The following is a 19,519-nucleotide window of genomic DNA, read 5'->3' on the forward strand; positions in this document are numbered from 1 at the left end:
TCTTTGCGTGCGTTGTGACGTGCGAACCGAATCCATCGGAGTGCCATGACTGCCGTCATCCCATCCAAAGATCCTGCGACGCGGTACCGCATTGAGCCGACGGTGCTGCAAGCGCTGAAGAGTCCTCGTCTGCTCACCCGAGAGGTGCTCGCCGGCCTCGTGGTCGCGCTCGCGTTGATTCCCGAGGCCATCGCGTTCTCCATCATTGCGGGCGTCGATCCACGGGTCGGGCTGTTCTCTTCGTTCGTAATGGCTGTCACGATCGCTTTCGTGGGCGGACGTCCCGCCATGATCACAGCAGCCACCGGCGCGATTGCTCTCGTGGTTGCGCCGCTGGCGCGCGAGTATGGGGTCGACTACCTCATTGCGGCGGTGCTGCTGGGAGGCCTGCTGCAGATCGTGCTGGCCGTGCTCGGCGTCGCGAAGCTCATGCGATTCATTCCTCGCAGCGTGATGGTGGGGTTTGTCAACGCGCTCGCGATTCTCATCTTCATGTCTCAGGTGCCGCAACTTGTCGACGTGCCGTGGCTGGTTTATCCCATGGTCGTGGTCGGCCTTGTGATCATCGTGCTGCTGCCGCGAGTAACCAAGGTCATTCCAGCGCCCCTGGTGTCGATCGTGCTTGTCACCGTCGCAGCGGTGGCTTTCGCGTGGAACGTTCCGACGGTCGGCGACCAAGGCGAGCTGCCTGAAAGCCTGCCTGAGCTGCTGATTCCGAATGTTCCGCTCACCTTCGACATGCTTGCAATCATCGCCCCGTTCGCCCTGGGTATCGCCCTGGTCGGGCTCATTGAATCGTTGCTGACCGCCAAGCTCGTTGACGACATCACCGACACTCACTCTCACAAGACACGCGAAGCGTGGGGCCAGGGTGTGGCGAACATCATGTCGGGTGCATTCGGCGGAATGGGCGGTTGCGCAATGATCGGCCAGACGATGATCAACGTGAAGGTCTCGGGAGCGCGTACCCGCATCTCGACGTTCCTCGCGGGTGTCTTCCTTCTTATTCTTGTTGTCGCCCTCGGCGATATCGTCGCGATCATCCCGATGGCGGCGCTCGTTGCCGTAATGATCATGGTCTCGGTCGGAACGTTCGACTGGCACAGCATTCGCCCGTCAACGCTGAAGCGCATGCCGTGGAGTGAGACGAGTGTCATGCTCGTGACCGTCATCGTCACGGTCTGGACCCACAACCTCGCCATCGGCGTAGCTCTGGGTGTCGTCACCGCGATGGTGCTTTTTGCTCGCCGTGTTGCGCACTTCACCAACGTGACCCGCACCGTGACCGAAGACACCGCACACTATGCCGTCGAGGGCGAGCTGTTCTTCGCGTCTAGCAACGACCTCACGACCCAGTTCGAGTACACCGCCGACCCTGACCGTGTCGTCATCGACATGTCTCGCTCGCACATCTGGGACGCATCAACGGTCGCGGCACTTGACGCCATCAGCACGAAGTATGAGCAGCGCGGCAAGCATGTGCTGATCGAGGGAATGAATGAAGCCACCCAGGCTCTTCATCTGCGCCTCAGCGGCAACCTCGGCGGCGGCGAGTAGCCGCGCGATTCAGCGCTGAGCGAGGTGCGCGACGCCCTCGACGACCGCCTGGTGTGTCGCTGGGGCCTTGAGAACGCGAAAGTGACCTGGCGCTGGTACGAGAACATTCGTCGCTCCGTCAAGGGCGCTTCCCTCAGGAATATGTGGGTCAAAGGGACCGAACACTGAGACGATTCGTCCGTTGACCGATGTGTCGCGCCCCAGCGAAACGATCGTTTCGTCGCCAGGCAGAAACGCTCGGATGCTGGGATCAGGGAAGAGCCCCGCGAGGCGCACCCCGTGAAACGGTGTGCAGACCGTGACCATGCCGAGCAGACCAAGCGCAGGGGCAGCGTCGGCCGCAGCTTCGGCCGGGTCGCCGCCGGCGGCTGCCTCTGCCGCCGCCTCGTGTGCGGTGCCCGAACTGATCAGCAGGTGCTTGCCCACCAGACCGCCCTTGCTGTGCGCGACGAGAACCCGCCCCGCATCGTGCACGGGCAGGGTCGTCAGCTGTTCGCCCAAGTACGCGGCAGTTGCGGCTATCGGTCGCCGGTTGATGCCGAGCCCGTGTACCACCCGAACGCGATGGCCCGCCTTGGCAAGTGCGTCTCCCAGCGGGCGCAGAAAGGTCCAGTGCTCGTAGACGCCCGGAACCAGCACGACCTCGGGCAAAGCAGATGAATCGCGCCGCCACGCTCGCGGCGGTCGTCTTCGGCGGCCGAGCGACCATGGCGGTGACAAGATGGCGAGCTGACGCCGCAGCGCATAGCCGTAGTCGGCGGCCCACCATCTTGCTCGGTCGAGAACTGACGCTTTGGGTCTGTCGACGTCGGAAGGTTCGTGCGCCGAGGTCATGGGGGGAGTCTATGAGTGTTTATTCATTCGCCATACTTCACCGTGCGGGCAGGATGGAGTCATGACGCATATTCCTGCCGTGACGTTGAACGACGGTTTCTCATTCCCAGAACTTGGCCTCGGTACCTACAACCTGCGCGGTGCAGAGGGAACAGCCGCGATTCAGACAGCGGTTGATGCCGGCTATCGTCTGCTTGATTCGGCGGTCAACTATGAAAACGAAGCCGAGGTCGGCGAGGCCGTGCGCGGTTCATCAGTTGCACGCGATGAACTGCTCGTTGCATCGAAGGTTCCCGGCCGCAGTCATGGTCGGGCTGAAGCGGTCGCGAGCGTCGAGAGCTCGTTGCGTGCGATGCGGCTTGACTATCTTGATCTCGAATTGATCCACTGGCCGAACCCGAGCGTCGGAAAATATGTCGATACCTGGCGAGGACTCATCGATGCCCGCGAACGAGGCTTGGTTCGCTCGATTGGGGTCTCCAACTTCACCGAGGCGATGCTCAGTGAGTTGATCGACGCGACCGGGGTGGTCCCGGCGGTCAATCAAGTGGAGCTTCACCCCTATTTTCCGCAGGCAGCACTGCGCGCTTTTCATGCGGAGCACGGTATTCGCACTGAGAGCTGGAGCCCGTTGGCACGTCGTACCGAGCTTCTCACCGAGCAGCTGATTCAGGAACTCGCGGTAGTGCATGCGGTGACACCCACGCAGCTCGTGCTGCGCTGGCACGTGCAGCTCGACAGCACGGCGATACCCAAGTCGAGCGACCCTGACCGACAGCGAGAGAACGCCGACGTATTCACCTTCTCGCTGACCGACGATCAGGTAGCCGCGATCTCTGCTCTTGAGCGTGGGCGTCTGTGGGACGGTGACCCGCTCACCCACGAAGAGATGTAGCCCGCGCTAAGAGGTCAGTGCGGAGCGTGGTACTCGATATCGCCGCGCTTCCAATAGCCCTTGACGATCACGGAATCAGCATCGAGTCCCCATCGATCCAAGAGGAGCGCTCGGCCGGGCTTGACGACAGACTGCTCGGCAGCGATGAAGCCAAGCACCGCGTTGTTCGGTCGGTCCGCTGCGGTGAGTTCCTCCAGGCGTGCGATCAGGGGTGCGCTCGGCGCCGCGTCGCCTCTATGCACCTGCCGCACGGTGACTCCGACGGGAACGTCTATCGACAGCTCGCGCGAGGCGTCGGGCACCTCGACAAGAATGTGACCGGTCGCGGTGGCAGGCATGAGCTGCACGAACCGCCGAATGGCGGGAACCGCTGTTTCGTCACCGGCGAGAAACCACGCGTCGGGCTGGCCTTCGAGCACCTTCGAGCCTCGAGGCCCGCCCACGCCCGCGATCGAGCCCAGCGGCGCTGTCGCGGCCCACGGACCGCCGATGCCAGCGCCGCTGTGCACAGCGAACTCGAGTTCGAGCCAGTCATCGCCCCAGAACAGCGGGGTGTATTCACGACTGGGCGCGGCGCGCAGCTCATCGACCGTCTCGGGGTCGCCGTCAGGAAAGAAGACGCGCACGTGATCGTCAGAGCCTCGCGAATCGAATCCTCGCAGCTGATCGCCTTGCAGGCGCACGCGCACGTAGCTGTCGGTGAGCCATTCACGGTGCACGAGGGCGACCTTGCGAAAGCGCAGATCGAACCCGTGCATGGCGAAGGTGAAAGCGGATGAAGTCATGGTGGCGTCCTGGTATCGGTGAAGGGGGCTATCCCCACAGCACGATCGGTCGACCGTCGATCTCGGCGACTCGTGCGGGGGTTTCGTAGAGGGCGGTCAGATGTTGGGCAGTGACAACCTCGGCGACCGGGCCATGGTGCACGACACTGCCGTTGCGCATTGCGATGATGTCGTCTGCATATTGGGCAGCGACATTGATGTCGTGCAAGACCACGACCACGGTCATTCCACGCTCATCGGCGAGCCGCCGAACGAGTTTCATGAGGGCGACGCAGTGACGCGGGTCGAGGTTATTGAGGGGCTCATCGAGAAGCAGATGATCAGTGTCTTGCGCGAGCGCCATGGCCACGAAAGCACGCTGCCGCTGACCGCCCGACAGTTCATCGAGAAAACGTTTGCGCACACTGCCGATGTCGAGCAGTTCGATTGCGGCGTCTACGTGGGCTCGGTCATCTGGCGTGCGCCCTGACCCGCCGTGCGGAAAGCGGCCGTAGGCGACGAGATCCTCCACGCTGAGCCGGATGGCGAGATGGTTGTCTTGACGCAGGATGGCGAGCCGCTGGGCGAGCACGCGTGACTTTGTTGTCAGCACGTCGAGGCCGTCAACGGTGATATCGCCTGCGTCGGTGCCGACAAGCCGCCCGATCGCGGCGAGCAAGGTCGACTTGCCCGCACCATTGGGGCCGATTATCGCCGTGACGCCAGGCCGAATGTCAACCGACACATCGTCGACGGCAACGAGCGCGCCATGGCGTTTGACCACCGAGTCGGTGCTGATCATCAGCGAGCCTTTCCAGAAAGTACGAGAACGATGAAGAAGATGCCACCGACAAACTCAATGACAATCGGTAGCTCAGTGCCGAAGCCCAGAACGCGCGAAAGGATCAGCTGCCCGCCGACCAGGGTGATCACGCCGATCGCAATAGCCGCGGGGATGCTGCGCAGATGACGGTGCCCGACGGCGCCGTAGGCGAGGTTCGCCACGATCAAGCCGAAGAACGTCACCGGGCCCACGAGGGCAGTGGATGCTGCCACCATGGCGGCGATCGCCACGATCACGTGCATCACGACGCGGCGATGGTCGACGCCGAGCGAGATCGCGGTGGTTTCGCCGAGCGACAGCACGTCGAGTTCTCGCCGAACCGGCCACAGCGATAGCAGAGATAGCGCGACCAGTATCGCTGTGGGCGCGAGCAGTTCGCGGTCGATGGAGGTGAAGCTGGCGAACGTGAGGTTCTGCACGATCGCGAAGGTGTCAGGGTCAAGCAGCCGCTGCAGAAACCCGGTGACCGATCGAAACAGCACGCCGAGCACGAGACCAGCCAGCACGATGACGTGCAGATCGAGTCGACGTTTCAGAAACAGCCACCAGTACAGCAGCACGATTGAACCCATCATCAGCAGCAGCTCGACGCCCCAAGAGGCGAGCGGCGGAGCGGAAACCAGAATGGCGGGACCGATTGCGAAGGCAACCAGCGTCTGGATCGCCAGGAACACCGCATCGAACCCCATGATTCCCGGGGTGAGAATGCGGTTCGCGGTGATGGTCTGAAACAGCACAGTCGCCGCGCCGATAGCGGTTGCCGCGATGACCATACCGAAGACTGTGCGACTGCGCAGTCCAAGCGCATACTCCCATTTGCCGGGCAGATCTATGAAGAGGAACACCACCATGACCACAACCGCGACGGCGCCGAGTGTGATGAGCGCCCCGGTGGGGTGGCGAAGCTGGCTGGTCGCGCGTCGCGCGCCGTCGACGAATGCGGCGGTCACGGGGTCACCGCCGTGGTGGCCGGCTTGCGCTTGCGCTTGCGCCGTGCGGATGCGGCGTCGTCGACGGGACGCGCTGTGCTCAGAAGCAGCCAGAGGAAGATGATGCCGCCCAGCACACCCATCACGACTGAGATCGGCAGCTCGTAGGGGAAACGCACGACGCGCCCGATGATGTCGCAGAGCAGCACGATGGCCGCGCCGAGGAGAGCGACGAGCGGAACCGCGCGTCGCATGTTGTCGCCGATGAGTCGGCTGACGATGTTGGGGGCGATCAAACCGAGAAATGGCAGCACCCCGGTCACGACCATGAGAATGCCGGTCACGACGGCGATGATCGTCACGCCCAGGCCCATCACCGCGCGGGTCTCAAGGCCGAGGCCGCGCGCGGTGTCGTCGCCCAGCCCAGCGACGGTGAAGCGGTCGGCGGCGATCCATGCGATGAGAGCTGCGGCAGCGGCGAAGTAGAGAATCTCGTAGCGCCCGCGCATGATGCTCGAGAAGTCGCCGATTCCCCAGCTGAGCAGCTCTTGAAGCATGTCGCCGCGGTAGGCGATGAAAGTCGTCACAGCCCCGATGACACCCGCGTAGAGAATGCCGACAATCGGCACTAGCACGCTTGAACGGGCGGGAATTCGGCGCGCGAGCAATAAGAATCCGACGACGCCGATCAGCGCGCCGACAGCGGCGAGCATCGCTTTGCCAGCGATCGGCAGGCCGGGAACGGCCAGCAGCACCGCAAGCAAAGCGAGACTGGCAGCATCCGTTGCTCCCGTGGTGCCTGGTTCAACAAATCGGTTGCGCACAAGCAACTGCATGATGAGGCCGGTGATCGCGAAGGCGGAGCCCGCGAGCACTAACGCGACGGTACGAGGCACACGGCTTGCAAACAGAATGAACGGATCGAGTTCAGCGACACCGATGAACAGTGAGATCGTCGCAAGGGCAGCCACAAGGGCTACCCCCGCGACGATCAGAATCGTGGGAGAGGCGCGTCTCAGAATTGCGCGCTCCCCGCTTCGGGGCGGTCAACCATCATTCAGGTCAGCTGATGGCCGCTTCGTGCACCGCGGTGAGAACGTTGTCGATGGCCGTGAGACCGTTGATCACGATGTACAACTCGCTTGCGGGCAGGTAGATGATCTGGCCTTGCTGAGCCGCGGTCGTCTCGGCGACGAGCTCGTTGTCGAGTGTCTCTTCTGCCGAAGAGCCTTCACCGGTTGCTGCGCCGCGGTCAAAGGCGAAGATCCAGTCGGGGTTGGCTGTGAGGATGAACTCGTTTGTAACCGTGTCACCGTGGGCTGAGCCTTCGGCGCCCGGCAGCTCTGCTGACACGACGGCCGGTGTCCATCCCAGTTCGTCGTAGAAGTATCCGAATCGTGAGCCTTCACCGAACGCGCCGTACTCGCCGCCCGAGATGCTGAGCACGAGGGCGGTGCCACTCGCCTCAGACTGGATCGTTGAGGCGAGTTCTTCGATGTCTGCGCTGAGGGCGGCGACCTCTTCTTCGGCGCCGAAGATCTCGCCGAGCTGTGCTGCGCGCTCGAGACCGGCGCTGGGCACGAAGGCTCCTGCATAGGCACCCGTGAGGTCGATGGTGGTCGAGATCTCTGAGAGCTCGTCATACTGACCGGTGCTGCGGGCTGCGGTGATGATCAGTTCAGGCTCGAGCTCGGCAACTGCTTCGAAGTCCGGTTCGAACAGCGTGCCGACCTTCGGCAGATCGGCGTACGCGGCGAGGTAGTCGGGCAGAGCAACGTCGGGAATACCCACGACCGAGTCGCCGGCGCCGATCGCGTCGAGCGTATCGAGTGTTGCGATATCGAAGGTCACGACCGACTCAGGGTTGGCAACGACCTCTACCGAGTCACGTGCAACCTCGGTGTCTTCTTCGTAGTAAGACTCGCCCTCTTCTTCTACGAAGACGAGGGTGGGCTTGGCGTCTTCCACAACTACGACGTCGGTCGTCTCAGGTGCCGCAGTGCCTGCGTCGTCTGAGCTCGAGCAGCCAGCGAGTGCAAGGGCGGAAATGCTGAGCGCTGCGAGGGGCGCAGCGAAACGAATTCTGGTGTGCATGTAGGTAAGCCTAACCTAATTCGCATTCGGGCAAAGTTTGCTACCCTCTGCCCGCTGACGACGACGCGAACGTTCGTCAGATTTGCGCGCCGTCGTCGTCCCGATTTTCGAGACCGACGTTCTTGCCGCGCCACGACTCATAGGCGATCAGCCAGCCGATCGACACAGCTGCAGCGAGGATGATGCCGAGCAGCAGGCTTCCCCAGATCGCACCGAAGATGATGCCCAGCGTGAACATAAGAGCTGTGCCGACAGCCCATCCAGAGTGTCCGCGCGTCCAGCCGCGGCTGCGTGTAGAAGCCATCACGCCAGCATAGGGGGAACCGGGTCTATCAGCATCCGTAGAGTGGACAGGCCTGCTCGACAGAACGGAATCGCATATGACGCTGAACGTCAGCCCGCTCACCCTCGGCACTTCTGGTCTGGGGCGCAACAGCCTGCCGGGATCTGCTGAAGAAACGGCCGCCGTGCACATTGCCGTCGATCTGCTGTCGAGCGAACACACTTTCGTCGACACGTCGAACAGCTATGCGGGCGGACGCAGTGAGTCCGTTATCGGCCGCGCGCTGCGGCAGGTGGGAGAGGAGTCGCGCTATCGCGTGATCTCGAAGGTTGATTGCGACCCTGAGACGGGAGCGTTCGGCCGCGATCGGGTATTGCGGTCGTTCGACGAGACGAAGGCCAAACTCGGTGTCGACCGCTTGCCGCTGCTGCACTTTCACGACCCGTACTCCGTGTCGTTTGAAGAAGCGGTCGGCCGTCGCGGTGCACTGGAGGCCCTCATCGAACTGAGGGAGTCGGGCCAGGTAGATGCGATTGGCATCGCTGCCGGGCCTGTTCCGATGATCGAACGCTATTTGCAGACTCAGGTCTTTGACGCGGTGCTCTGTCACAACAGGTACACCCTGGTAGACCAGTCGGCAGCTTCGATGTTTGCCGCCGCCAAAGAGCAGGGACTCACGGTGTTCAACGCGGCACCATTCGGTTCAGGTCTGCTCGCTAAGGGGCCGGGCTCGCAGTATCACTACGCTCCTGCGAGCGAAGAGCTGCAAGCGTGGGTTGCGAAGGCAATTGACGTCTGCGCAGAGCACGAGGTCACGCTGCCCGCGGTCGCGTTGCACTTCTCGCTGCGCAACGCGAATATCGACAGTACAATCGTCGGCGTAGTGTCTCCCGGCCGGCTCCAGCAGCTCAACGACTTGCACGCGGAGGTAGTGCCTGACGAGGTGTGGGGAGCGATTGCCGCACTCGGTTCAGCCCCCGCCGCAATCGACGACAGCCAGTACCGCTGAAGGCGCTCACGCCTTCTTGGTCTCCGCGGCGCCGCCCGCCCAGTGAGTCGCACTATCCAACGCCTCGAGGGGAAAAACCTTCACCTCGGCGGGCACCATGAACGCGACTCCATGCACGATCTCGGCGATCAGCGAGTGGTTGGTCACGAGGGCGATGCGACCCCAGCGGCTGTGGGGCTTACCGCCAAGGGCCGCGTCCTGCCACATTGCGCCAAGGCTGTAGCGCTCAAACTCATCACCGAGGACGAACACAATGTTCACGCGGTCGCGAACCTCAAGCGCGGCGTCAATCGCCGGGTCCAATACCGCCTCGTAATCTGACGCACTGATTTCGCCCACTGCGCGGAATCCTAAGACGCCGTCCGGAAGGTCTGAAAGTGTCTCAATCATGCGCCCAATCATGGCCTGGTCGGCGGCGTGGCGCCACCGTGTCGCGATCGGGGGATGTTCGTCAGCGCGCTCGATGGTCTTCGGGATGCAGTCGCGGCCCCTTGCGGGGTTCGATGACTCCGCTCGCACCGATGAGCCGGATCACCCGTTGGCGCTGCCCCGACCAGCGGGCGAGCAGGTGCAGCATCCCGTCGTCATCCACCCGGCTTCCGGTGAGCGCGAAACCCACCTGGTGAGCGAGGTGATAATCGCCCACGCTGACGGCGTCGGCGTCTCCGAGTGCGCGGATTCGCGTTTCGGCAGATGTCCAAGGTCCTATTCCGGGCTGGCCGACCAGCACTCGATCGACGGCTTCGCCATCGACGGCGTTGTGAATGCTCTGCACCAGTGCCCGGCCGTGCCGAGCGGCGCGGACGATGGTCTTCGACTGTGGTGGTTCGAGCCCGGCCCGGTGCCATGCCCACGACGGAATATGGCGCCATTCCTCGATTGAGGGGGTGGCGAAGAGCGGCCGAGGCGTCGGTCCGGGCGCACGGGTGCCGAATGCGCGCACCAGGTGCCTCCAGGCGCCGAAGGCTTGCATTCCGGTGACTTTCTGCTCGATGATCGCGCTCGCAAGCGCGTCGAAGACGAGGTCGGTGCGGCCGATTCTCAAACCCGGGTTGTCGTGGTGCGCCGAAGCGATGAGCGGATGCTGCTCCGCGTCGAAGCCACTGGGGTCGTCGTCGCGTCCACACAGAGACGGCATCTGCTCGAGCGCCCACGCAGATCCGGGCCCCCATGCGGCCGCCCGGATCACACCGCGTGAGGTTTCCCGAAGGGCGAGCGTGGCGATGCCCTCGGGAGTGCGCGAAGCGTGCCAAATAACACTCGGCGTCACACAGAACGTGGGATCTCCGGCGCCGTGGCGCTGAGCGAGCACTGTGCGACGCAGATCGAGTGGGTGCGGCGGACGGTACTCGGTCTGCACCGGACGCTCGGACCACGCTTCGCGCTCTGCGACGCGTGCTAGCGGGGGCGCTTCCAGGCTCATCCCCACACCCTATGCTGACCCCTCCGACACGGAAGAACCTGATCGCAAGGCCGCGAGTTCAGCCGCGGACGATCAGAAGCGGTCAGGTGACGGTGTGCCGTGCCCGTAGCGGATGATGACATCGGCGTGGCGGTCGAATCGGTACCCGACTCCGCGAACGGTGCGCACGATGTCTTCGTAACGGCCGAGCTTGGCACGCAATCTGCGCACGTGCACGTCAATCGTGCGTTCGCCAGGGGCTTCGTCTTCGGTTGCACCCTGCCAGAGGGAGTTCACGAGTTCGGTGCGCTCGATGGTGCGGCCTTCGCGCAACACGAGGTACTGCAGCAATTCGAACTCTTTGAAGGTGAAGGCAGCCGAGTCGCCGTCGATGAGTACGCGCTTGCGTGAGATGTCAACGACAACGCCGCCATCGATGGGTTCGTCATCGATGGGTTCTTCGGGCTTGGTGCGGGCAACCGCTGAGGGCTCGTGCAGCGCGAGGCGCACCACGTCGACATCGCGGCCGCCGGCACCTGCGGGGGCAAGCGCCACGGTGGCGTAGGTTTCGGCTTCGGGGGCAAGTTCGCCGATCGTGCGCCGAATCGCATCGACGAGAGTTCCGAGGCTGACACCGGCCGCGGCTGCCTTGGCTTCATCGAGACCGACGTACAGGGCGAAGCCTCGCGGGGCCGTTCCTGTGGGAACAGCTCGCGGCGGCGCTGCCGCTGCAGGCTCAGGCGCGAGTTGGGGCGTAGGTGCGGTCACGGCGCGAAGGTGGCGAGTCGTGGACGGTCGTTCGAGGAGAGCGTTGGTTGACATGATGATGGTCCTAGCGGGAGAGGAACCCTGGCCGAGGCCGACAGATGAGGGGTTCGAGTCTTGTTGCCCTGTGAGGCGATGCCCAACGTGGGGCGGGAAGCGAAGCAACCGGACGCACGTGATCGACGCGCGCCTGCGGCACTTCGGGGACTCGGGAACATGACGCGAGTGACGGCGTCGTCAGAGTCCAGCAGGTTCACCGTGCTAGTGGCACATTCGACAACAAGTAGCACCGCGGCCGGCCATCATCATGCCGGCAGCTCCGTTCGCCTCCCAGGCGGACAGTACGCGTGCGTTGTCAGTCATGTGGCCGATTATGACGCAGTGCGTCGCCATACGTCAAATCACTACCACGTCGGTGAGGCCCAGATGGGATTGTTACGACGACGCCGGTGTAAGCAACTGCGCGACGCGCGGACGCATCGGGCCGACTCGCACTCATCGGGCGTAGCCTGACCACATGGTTGACCTGCGATTTGCTCACGAACCGGACTCCTCCCGCTACACCCTTCACCGAGGTGACGACCTCGTCAGTGCGCTCGACTATCGCGATGACGGCAAGATCGTCGCCTTGACGCGCGCATACACGGTGCCAACTTTCCGAGGCCACGGCTACGCGGGAGAAATTGTCGATCGAGCGGTCGCCGAACTCGAGGACGCGGGTGAACGAAAAGTCAGCCCGGTGTGCTGGTACGTCGCTGATTGGTTTGCTGCGCACCCTGGCCGGGCGGGAATTCTGCAGGGGCGCGGTTAGACATAGGCCGCATCGCCCTCACTGTCAAGCCGTTCGCGACGCCGACCTCGAGCGAGGAGAGTGGATGCATCACGAATGAGGGGATCGCAGTGAGCGACACAAATCACCACGGGCAAGATGAAGGTCGGCAAAGCCTTGACGCAGGCGCAGCCCAGCGTGCGGACCACGGTCTCGGAGCGGGCGCGAATCAGACGCTGCCGGCTATGGACCAGAACAACGCCTCGGGCGATGAGAAAGTCGCCGGGATCCTCGCGCAGACCCGGGCTGATTTCGGTGGCGAGTCCGCCGGTCGCATAGCGGAGGTGCTGGCGCAACGCTTCGAGCAAGCGGGCGTGCAAGTGTCAGAAGATGAGGTCGCTGGATACGCAGCCGACATTTCTGGCTAGTCGCAGTGGATGTACTGCGAATTGGGCGGGGCCGTCGGATAGCTGCATGCATCGGGAACCGCGCTCTGCGCTAGGAGCGCCCACCCCACGCACGCCAAGACAACAATCGCCGAGAACGACCCGACAAACCGGGTCACCATCGTCTCTCTCATCGTTGCTCCTCCTCGCGCTTCACGCCATCGCGAATCGTTCACTGTGAATGCGCGCAACTGGAACGCCCAATTCGACGAGTGCTGATTGCGCAGTGTCCATCACGGGCCCTGCCGCGCACATGAAGTACTGCATGCGCGCCCGGTTCTCTGGGAGCACTTCGTCGAGCAGCTCGCGGCTAATGCGACCGGCGCGTCCGTTCCAATTTGTGCCCGGCTGGCTGATGGTCTGCACGACGGTGAGATTGGCCATGCGCTCATTCAATTGATTGACCTCCGCGCTGCAGATCACTTCGCTCTCGTTGCGATTGCCGAGAATGAGCCAGCACGGCCGATGGTCGCCGCGATCTGCCATCGTCGTGAGCATGCTCAGCATGGGGGTGACCCCCACCCCTGCCGCGATGAATACGAAGCCTGGGCCCTCGTTGTCGTCCATCGTGAGCTGACCCCATGGGCCATCCAGATACACGATCGCGCCGGGTTCGAGCTCGCCCACCCGGGCAGTGAATCCGTGTTCCGTCTTGATCGTGAACTCCACGCTCTGTGGGTTCTCGGCGCTCGAAGAAAACGAGAACGGGTGGTAGTTGATCGAGAACGGGTTGCGCCCGGTTTGAATCCATGCGTATTGCCCTGCCGAGAACGAGAAGCCTTGACGGCCGTAAGAGTCCGACGACACCGGCTCCAGACGCACGGTGTGTGACCCCAACGGCTGTGGTCGCACGTGCACCACTCGCCACCTGCGCCGCCATCGCGACAGCGGGCGTATCACGCGAACCCAAAGACCGATCCAGATGAACACCGCCGAGTACACGACCCACAGCGCGCGCTCCCAGGGTTCGCTGACGTAGTAGCCGATGAGCAACACATGCGCTACTCCGGTCACAACGACCAAGACGGCGAGAACAGAATGCAGAACCTGCCAGGTCTGGTAGGGAATCTTGAGGCGACGGCGCCACACCGAGGTGATGATCAGGATGCTGAGCAGTACGACCGAGGCGACCGCGAACTTTGCTCGTGGGGGAGACGTGAACGGATTGAGCAGGGCAAGGAATCTGGCATCCCATACGAAGAGGATGATCGGGTGAGCGAAGATCAGCACGGCTATCAGGGCGGTTATCTGGCGATGGACGCGCAACAACACGTCGGGTCCAAAAAGCCCGGTCACGTGCACGCTTCGCGCAGCGATCACAAACTGCAGTCCCATCAGGGATAGTCCGACGAACCCGGCTGCCACCGAGAGGTTCACCCAGAACCCTCGTCCCGGATCGAGTTGGATCAGACTCAGCGCAAGCGGAGCAAGCGCGATCAGCAGATATGCAAGCACCCACAGGGCGGCGCGAACAGGGTGGTGCATGGCACCTCCCCAGGGTGAGCGTCGATCAAGTGTTTGTCGATCATCTGGTACGACCAGATCCAATCATTCGAGCAGAGATCGCCCGGCGAGGCAAATGTCGCGTCACGGTTGGGAGCCCGGCGGTCAATCCCGCGCTTTCGGAGCGCCCTGACGGCGATGTCGGAGGCTCTGCCTACGGTTGGTCTATGCGGATCTTGCACACCTCTGACTGGCACATCGGACGCACCTTTCATGGCAGCTCCACGCTCGATGCGCTTCGTGTTGTGCTTGCGGCGCTCGTCGATCAGGTGCGTGAGAACAACGTCGATGTGGTGATCGTTGCTGGCGACGTCTTCGATTCGGCGATGCCCGCCGCAGACTGCTACTCCGTGCTTTCCGACACGCTGGTCGCGCTGCGTGACGCAGGCGCTCAGGTAATCGTGACGAGCGGAAACCACGACTCAGCGGCGCGCCTCGGCTTTCAGTCGAAGCTCTTGCGCGATGGCATCTTCATCGTCACTGACCCGCGTTCGATCGGAACCCCGATCACCATCAGCGATGAGTTCGGACCAGTGCACTTCTATGGAATTCCGTTCCTCGAGCCTGCCCTCGTGCGCCACGTCTGGAACGACGTGCCGTTGCGTTCGCAACGCGACACTCTCACGCACGCCATGACGCGAGTGCGCAACGACATGCAATCGCGAGCCGGTCGCTCGGTGGCGATTGCGCACTGCTTCGCGGCGGGAGTTGATCCGACTCCGCAACTCGAACGCGACATCCAGCAAGGCGGACTCGACGTCGTGCCGCTCGAGGTCTTTGCCGACGTCGATTACGCCGCGTTGGGTCACATTCACGGACGCCAGCGACTCAGCGAACACGTGCGATACGCGGGTGCGCCGCTTCACTACAGTTTCGGCGAAGGCAGCAAGCCTCGCGGCGGCTGGTTGGTGGATCTCGATGCGGACGGACTCTCGACGGTTTCGACGTTCGAGCTGCCGGTTCCGCGTGCTTTGGTCACGCTTACGGCATCGCTTGAAGAGCTGCTCGACCCCGAACTGTTTCCTGAGGCCACTGATGCTTGGGTGTTCGCTCGCTACACCGACATCCCACCCCAGCCAGACCCGATGCGACGGCTGCAAGCACGTTTTGCGCACTGCGCGAAGGTGGCTCACACGCCCTCGGTCGTGCACGAAGATCATGCCGCATCATTCGGCGCCCGCGTTCGCGCAGTACGCAACGACGCTGAGCTTTTCGAGGCATTTCTCACCCACGTCAGAAACGGCGTCGGTGCCGACGAAGCAGAATCGCAGATCATCCGTGAGCTGGTCGCGGAGCGGTCTCTGGCCGAAATCGCTGGATGAAACTGCACAGGTTGGAGCTCGAGGGCTTCGGGCCGTTCCGACAACGCCAGGTCGTCGACTTCGATGTATTCGATGACCACGGTATTTTCCTGATCTCAGGGCGCACGGGAGCGGGCAAATCGAGCATTCTCGACGGCGTGAGTTTTGCGCTATATGGGATGGTGCCCCGCTACGAGGGTGCCGGGCGGCGATTGCGCAGCGACTTCAGTGCGCCGACCGACCCCACTGAAGTCTTGCTGGAGTTCTCCGCCAATGACGAGCGTTACCGAATCGTGCGATCGCCCGAGTATGAACGGCCCAAAGCACGGGGGGAAGGCACAACCACCGAGAAGGCGCGCGTCGAGGTCTCTGTGAAAGACGGGGGTGTGTGGCGAGCATTGACGACAAGTGCCAAAGAGGCGGGAACGCTGATTTCGGAAGAGATAGTGGGTCTCACCGGATCGCAGTTCCTTCAGGTCATTCTTCTCGCCCAGAACCGGTTCGCCGAGTTCCTCCTCGCAGGAAATGATGAACGGCAGGCTCTGCTTCGCAACCTCTTCGGAACCCGCACGTACGGTGCATACCAGGTCACGCTTGATACCCGTCGGCGCGAGTCGCAACGCCAGCTCGACAGGCAGGGCGACGAGGTCGAGTTTCTTCTTGCCGATGCCGAGCGACTCATCGACGAGCATCGGCTGGGCGGCGATGCGAGTGTGGAGACCGCGATAGACAGCGGGCGTGCCGCGAACACGAAAGATCGCCTCGCTGCGGTCGAGAGAGCAATTCAGCGCGCGCGCTACGCCGTGGAACAGACAGACTTCGCGCGCGACGCGGCGAACGAGGCCTATCGGGGTGCCGAAGCGGCACATAACGAGCGAAAGCATGTGCGCGCTCAACAAGAGAAGCGAGCGGTGGTGCGAGAAGCGCTGGCTGCTCTCGAAGCGCGACGTGGCTCGATCGACGGCGAGCGACTTCGGCTGCAGCGAGCTGTCGAGGCCGAAGGTTTGCGCGCCCCGCTCGAGAGCGTCGCGAGCTCGCGCCAGGTGCTCGAGAGACTCCGTCGTGCTGAGATGGAGGCGGCAAGCCGGTGGCGTGCCGTTCCCGGGCACACAGACCTTGACGATGATCAGTTTTCGGCGCTGATCGAGACGATCACCGGGCAGCTCGCAATTTGGCAGGCGGCCGCGTCAACAGAAGATGAAATGCTCGCGCGTTCCGCTGAGCTGGCGATGCTCGATGAGAGTCTTGCCAGCGACGAACGAGCACTCGCCGCTGTGGCGGAGCGGCTTGCCGAGGTCGCGGCGCGAATACCCGCAATTGAAGCAGCGCTGCCCCCGCTCGAGGCAGACGCCGCGCGCCGTGAGAGCGCTGAGGAACGGGTGGCCTCGTTGCGTCTTCGCGCTAGCGCTGCACAAGACGCTGAACGGCTTCGGGCTAGCGCGAGTGAGGCTGACGCTCAAGAACTGACCGCTGCACGAGAACATTCGGATGCTGTGGCCGCTGTGACCTCACTCTTGCGCCGCCGCCTCGAGGGTGCGGCGGGCGAGATCGCGTCGAATCTGAGCGAGGGTGAACCATGTGCGGTCTGCGGTTCGCTTGACCACCCGCAACCCGCGGCGCCCCTCGCGCAACGCATCAGCGAAGACGATGTTGCCGCGGCGCAAGAAGCCGCTGAGGCGGCAGCCGCCGGGGCGCGGCTCGCGTCAGAAGTGGCCCGTGCGCTGCGTACGGACCTCGCAGATGCGGTCGCGCGGGCTGGGAGTGAAACCAGCGAGCAGCTTGCAGCTCTGCTGGCAGAAGCCACCGACGCGGTGCGCAAAGCCGAAGCGGCATCGAGCGAGCGGCAGATGTGTGCTGACGAACTGGCGACTTTGCGCGCCGAGGCAGAGCAAAGTCGGGCATCGAGTGTCGCAGCCTCGCAGCGCATCGCTGCTGCGCGTGAGAAGCGTGCTCACCTTGCCGCGCAGATTGAGTCGAGCGAAGCGGCTGTGCGTTCAGCGCGGGGAGAGTTCGCATCAATCAACGATCGAATTGCAGACGCGCGACAGCGGCGCGATCGCGCGCGTGACTGCATGGCGGCACGGGCTGAGGTGGTCGTCGCCGATCGTGCGCTCGTGGTCGCGACCGCCGATCTCGATCAGCGCATCGCCGACTCAGGCTTCGCCGATGCCACGGAGGCTTCGGCTCTGTTGCTTCGCTCCGAAGTTCGAGCAGAGATCGATGAGCGAGTTCGTTCGTTTGAAGCTGAGCTCGCCGGCCAGCGTGAGGCGCTGCGGGTGCTTGAGATAGAACTGGCGGGCGCCCCAGAGATGCTCGTCGACACGCACGAGACAGAGTTGGCTCTGGCACGCGCGCAAGCAGATCGCGACCGTCACGCCGAGCTCGCCACCGAAGCCGCTGCGACAGCCCGTCGACTCAACGATGTGTACGCGCGTGCCGAGGCAGCAGACGCGGCGACGTCTGCTGCCTCGGCTGAGCACCAGCTGCTGGCGGGGCTGGCTGACGCGGTGGCAGGACGCAACGCGAAGAAGATGGACCTTGAAACATTTGTGCTCGCGGCCGAGCTTGAAGAAATCGTGATCGCCGCAGCGCGTCGACTCGAAGAGATGTCGGGCGGGCGGTACCGACTGCGGCACACCGATGCTCTCGCCGCGCGAAACAAGGCGTCCGGGCTCGGACTCGAGATCATCGACGCCCACACCGCAAAGGCGCGATCGCCGCAGTCTCTCTCGGGAGGTGAAACTTTTCTCGCCTCACTAGCGCTGGCTCTGGGCCTTGCCGAGGTCGTCACAGCACGTGCTGGCGGCGTGAAGCTTGACACCCTGTTTATAGACGAGGGTTTTGGCTCGCTTGATAGCGAAACGCTTGAGCTTGCGATGGCAACTCTTGACGAGCTGCACCAAGGTGGACGCACCGTGGGAATCATCAGCCATGTGGCAGCGATGAAGGAACGAATCACCTCGCACCTCAACGTCGAGGCGTCGGCGTCTGGGCCGAGCATCATCCGGCAAACGGCGCTGTCGGGCTGACATCGTGGACGCTCGTGGCCATATCGAACGTGGCCACGATTACGCTGTAGGGGTGACCAAGAACAGCATCTGGACCATCGTCGGCGTAATCGTGGCGATTGTTATCGCCTGGGTGTTGGTGAACGCACTGTTCGCGCTGATCGGCGTCGTGTTCAAGTTGCTAGTTGTGGCGGTGGTGGCACTGCTGGTCTTTCTTGCGTTGCGCTACTTCTTCGCTAACCGCGCATCGTCTTAGTGCAGGCTTTCAGCCGCCATTGGAGATCAGGCCGACCACACCTGAACCGACCATGTAGAGCCCGACGCTACCCGCGACGATCCACAGGATGATGCGTGCGGATGACGGCTTGTTCGATCCTTTGTCGGGGCTGCTCACGTCTACGAGCGTAGCCTGACACCTGCCCTCCTCGCGTGGCGCGCTTTCGTCTGCGGCTCTGCTGAGACAGGATAAAGCTGAGTCAAGAAAAAGCCCGAGACCAGAAATGTGCGCGGCGCCCGCCGCAGAACGAGGTGGAATATGCAATCCGTGCTCCTTGACACTCCGGCGGGCATCATCGCTCGGCTCGGCTGGGATCCGAAGATGAGCGAACATGACCGCAAACGTGCCTTGGCGCGTGAAATCATCGCCCCGAAGCTCGGAGTTGAAGAGCGCAAAGTTCGGGTAGAGCGCGAGCTACCAGGCAAGTTCGGATTTCACACCCAGCTGGCGGCTGAGGTCGACGGCGAGCAGGTGCCGCTCTCGATCCGCAACGCGAGCTATCGCGCGGCTACCCTGGTCGCCGTCTATGATCCGTCTATCGTCGTCGGCATCGATTTGCGTGACTCGCATCCCGACGAGGCCACTATTCACCAGATGCAGCGGCATTCTCATCTGTTCGACGAAGAGAATATTCCCAAACTCGTTGAGCACTGGACCCGGGTACAGGCGGTACGAGACGCCGACGGTCGCGGATCGCGCGTCGCCGGCGAGCTAGTGCGACTCGACTCACCACTGACAAAGGGTTGGGTTCCCGACCGGCGTGTGTACTACACGCTCGCCGATCTCTCGCGCGACAGCTGGGTTATCACGCTCGCATATTTGATGCCGGCGGAGTAATC

At 63.2% G+C, this 19,519-nt stretch carries 21 protein-coding genes; 9 read left to right on the forward strand and 12 right to left on the reverse strand.

All coding sequences use genetic code 11. The features are described 5' to 3' along the window. Window positions 1-45: 45 nt before the first annotated feature. Window positions 46-1,557 carry a SulP family inorganic anion transporter gene (locus SJY18_RS12055; protein ID WP_396667760.1) on the forward strand — a complete coding sequence of 504 codons (1,512 nt, stop codon included), beginning with the start codon at window positions 46-48 and terminating at the stop codon, window positions 1,555-1,557. Between the two features lie 9 nt (window positions 1,558-1,566). Here the strand turns inward: SJY18_RS12055 and SJY18_RS12060 are convergent, their stop codons facing one another. Further along, window positions 1,567-2,391: a hypothetical protein gene (locus tag SJY18_RS12060; RefSeq protein WP_337337297.1), complete on the reverse strand. Its 825-nt coding sequence runs from the start codon at window positions 2,389-2,391 to the stop codon at window positions 1,567-1,569. Window positions 2,392-2,452: 61 nt separating this feature from the next. Here SJY18_RS12060 and SJY18_RS12065 point away from each other — a divergent pair, with 61 nt between their 5' ends. Continuing rightward, window positions 2,453-3,286: an aldo/keto reductase gene (locus SJY18_RS12065; protein ID WP_396667761.1), complete on the forward strand. Its 834-nt coding sequence runs from the start codon at window positions 2,453-2,455 to the stop codon at window positions 3,284-3,286. 14 nt (window positions 3,287-3,300) lie between these two features. Here SJY18_RS12065 and SJY18_RS12070 read toward each other — a convergent pair whose 3' ends face one another. The 6 genes from SJY18_RS12070 to SJY18_RS12095 all read right to left on the reverse strand — a co-directional run bounded on the left by SJY18_RS12070 (window position 3,301) and on the right by SJY18_RS12095 (window position 8,221). Further along, window positions 3,301-4,071, reverse strand: coding sequence for a siderophore-interacting protein (locus tag SJY18_RS12070; RefSeq protein ID WP_396667762.1), 771 nt, complete (start codon window positions 4,069-4,071; stop codon window positions 3,301-3,303). 28 nt (window positions 4,072-4,099) lie between these two features. Beyond that, entirely contained in the window at window positions 4,100-4,852 is a 753-nt protein-coding gene (locus tag SJY18_RS12075; protein WP_396667763.1) for an ABC transporter ATP-binding protein, read from the reverse strand. After that, entirely contained in the window at window positions 4,852-5,844 is a 993-nt protein-coding gene (locus SJY18_RS12080; RefSeq protein WP_396667764.1) for an iron chelate uptake ABC transporter family permease subunit, read from the reverse strand. The genes SJY18_RS12075 and SJY18_RS12080 overlap by 1 nt, the downstream gene beginning before the upstream one ends. After that, a complete protein-coding gene (locus SJY18_RS12085; RefSeq protein ID WP_396667765.1) occupies window positions 5,841-6,794 on the reverse strand; it encodes an ABC transporter permease in 954 nt (317 codons plus the stop codon). Before SJY18_RS12085 ends, SJY18_RS12080 begins: the two co-directional genes overlap by 4 nt. 91 nt (window positions 6,795-6,885) lie before the next feature. Beyond that, window positions 6,886-7,917 (reverse strand): siderophore ABC transporter substrate-binding protein, encoded by a 1,032-nt coding sequence (locus SJY18_RS12090; RefSeq protein WP_337337303.1) that lies wholly within the window; start codon window positions 7,915-7,917, stop codon window positions 6,886-6,888. A 76-nt stretch (window positions 7,918-7,993) separates the two neighbouring features. Further along, the gene (locus SJY18_RS12095) at window positions 7,994-8,221 is read right to left on the reverse strand and encodes a hypothetical protein (protein ID WP_337337304.1); all 228 of its coding nucleotides are present in this window, start codon (window positions 8,219-8,221) and stop codon (window positions 7,994-7,996) included. A 76-nt stretch (window positions 8,222-8,297) separates the two neighbouring features. On the opposite strand from SJY18_RS12095, the gene SJY18_RS12100 reads away from it, so the two are divergent. Continuing rightward, on the forward strand, window positions 8,298-9,209 hold the full coding sequence (locus tag SJY18_RS12100; RefSeq protein WP_396667766.1) for an aldo/keto reductase: 912 nt from the start codon (window positions 8,298-8,300) through the stop codon (window positions 9,207-9,209). Between the two features lie 6 nt (window positions 9,210-9,215). On the opposite strand, the gene SJY18_RS12105 is transcribed toward SJY18_RS12100, so the two are convergent. The 3 genes from SJY18_RS12105 to SJY18_RS12115 form a co-directional block, all read right to left on the reverse strand. Continuing rightward, a complete protein-coding gene (locus SJY18_RS12105; RefSeq protein ID WP_396667767.1) occupies window positions 9,216-9,599 on the reverse strand; it encodes an STAS/SEC14 domain-containing protein in 384 nt (127 codons plus the stop codon). Window positions 9,600-9,660: 61 nt separating this feature from the next. After that, window positions 9,661-10,632, reverse strand: coding sequence for a DNA-3-methyladenine glycosylase family protein (locus SJY18_RS12110; RefSeq protein WP_396667768.1), 972 nt, complete (start codon window positions 10,630-10,632; stop codon window positions 9,661-9,663). Window positions 10,633-10,704: 72 nt separating this feature from the next. Further along, on the reverse strand, window positions 10,705-11,433 hold the full coding sequence (locus SJY18_RS12115) for a winged helix-turn-helix domain-containing protein (RefSeq protein ID WP_337337308.1): 729 nt from the start codon (window positions 11,431-11,433) through the stop codon (window positions 10,705-10,707). A gap of 460 nt (window positions 11,434-11,893) precedes the next feature. On the opposite strand from SJY18_RS12115, the gene SJY18_RS12120 reads away from it, so the two are divergent. Further along, window positions 11,894-12,187 (forward strand): GNAT family N-acetyltransferase, encoded by a 294-nt coding sequence (locus SJY18_RS12120; RefSeq protein WP_337337309.1) that lies wholly within the window; start codon window positions 11,894-11,896, stop codon window positions 12,185-12,187. Between the two features lie 89 nt (window positions 12,188-12,276). Further along, window positions 12,277-12,573, forward strand: a complete 297-nt coding sequence (locus SJY18_RS12125) for a hypothetical protein (RefSeq protein ID WP_337337310.1) — start codon at window positions 12,277-12,279, stop codon at window positions 12,571-12,573. Between the two features lie 171 nt (window positions 12,574-12,744). On the opposite strand, the gene SJY18_RS12130 is transcribed toward SJY18_RS12125, so the two are convergent. Further along, window positions 12,745-14,076 carry a ferric reductase-like transmembrane domain-containing protein gene (locus tag SJY18_RS12130; RefSeq protein WP_337337311.1) on the reverse strand — a complete coding sequence of 444 codons (1,332 nt, stop codon included), beginning with the start codon at window positions 14,074-14,076 and terminating at the stop codon, window positions 12,745-12,747. 185 nt (window positions 14,077-14,261) lie between these two features. Here SJY18_RS12130 and SJY18_RS12135 point away from each other — a divergent pair, with 185 nt between their 5' ends. The 3 genes from SJY18_RS12135 to SJY18_RS12145 are packed head-to-tail and all read left to right on the forward strand — an operon-like array spanning window position 14,262 to window position 18,659. Beyond that, a complete protein-coding gene (locus SJY18_RS12135) occupies window positions 14,262-15,416 on the forward strand; it encodes an exonuclease SbcCD subunit D (RefSeq protein WP_396667769.1) in 1,155 nt (384 codons plus the stop codon). Beyond that, a complete protein-coding gene (locus tag SJY18_RS12140) occupies window positions 15,413-18,424 on the forward strand; it encodes an AAA family ATPase (RefSeq protein ID WP_396667770.1) in 3,012 nt (1,003 codons plus the stop codon). Before SJY18_RS12135 ends, SJY18_RS12140 begins: the two co-directional genes overlap by 4 nt. Before the next feature lie 52 nt (window positions 18,425-18,476). Then, on the forward strand, window positions 18,477-18,659 hold the full coding sequence (locus tag SJY18_RS12145) for a hypothetical protein (RefSeq protein WP_337337314.1): 183 nt from the start codon (window positions 18,477-18,479) through the stop codon (window positions 18,657-18,659). A 9-nt stretch (window positions 18,660-18,668) separates the two neighbouring features. Here SJY18_RS12145 and SJY18_RS12150 read toward each other — a convergent pair whose 3' ends face one another. Beyond that, a complete protein-coding gene (locus tag SJY18_RS12150) occupies window positions 18,669-18,797 on the reverse strand; it encodes a hypothetical protein (RefSeq protein ID WP_396667771.1) in 129 nt (42 codons plus the stop codon). A 141-nt stretch (window positions 18,798-18,938) separates the two neighbouring features. Between SJY18_RS12150 and SJY18_RS12155 the strand changes: the two genes are divergently transcribed. After that, window positions 18,939-19,517 (forward strand): hypothetical protein, encoded by a 579-nt coding sequence (locus SJY18_RS12155; protein ID WP_337337316.1) that lies wholly within the window; start codon window positions 18,939-18,941, stop codon window positions 19,515-19,517. Window positions 19,518-19,519: the final 2 nt, after the last annotated feature.

Source organism: Microbacterium sp. R86528 (assembly GCF_044596335.1).
GTDB classification, from domain to species: Bacteria; Actinomycetota; Actinomycetes; order Actinomycetales; family Microbacteriaceae; genus Microbacterium; species Microbacterium marmarense.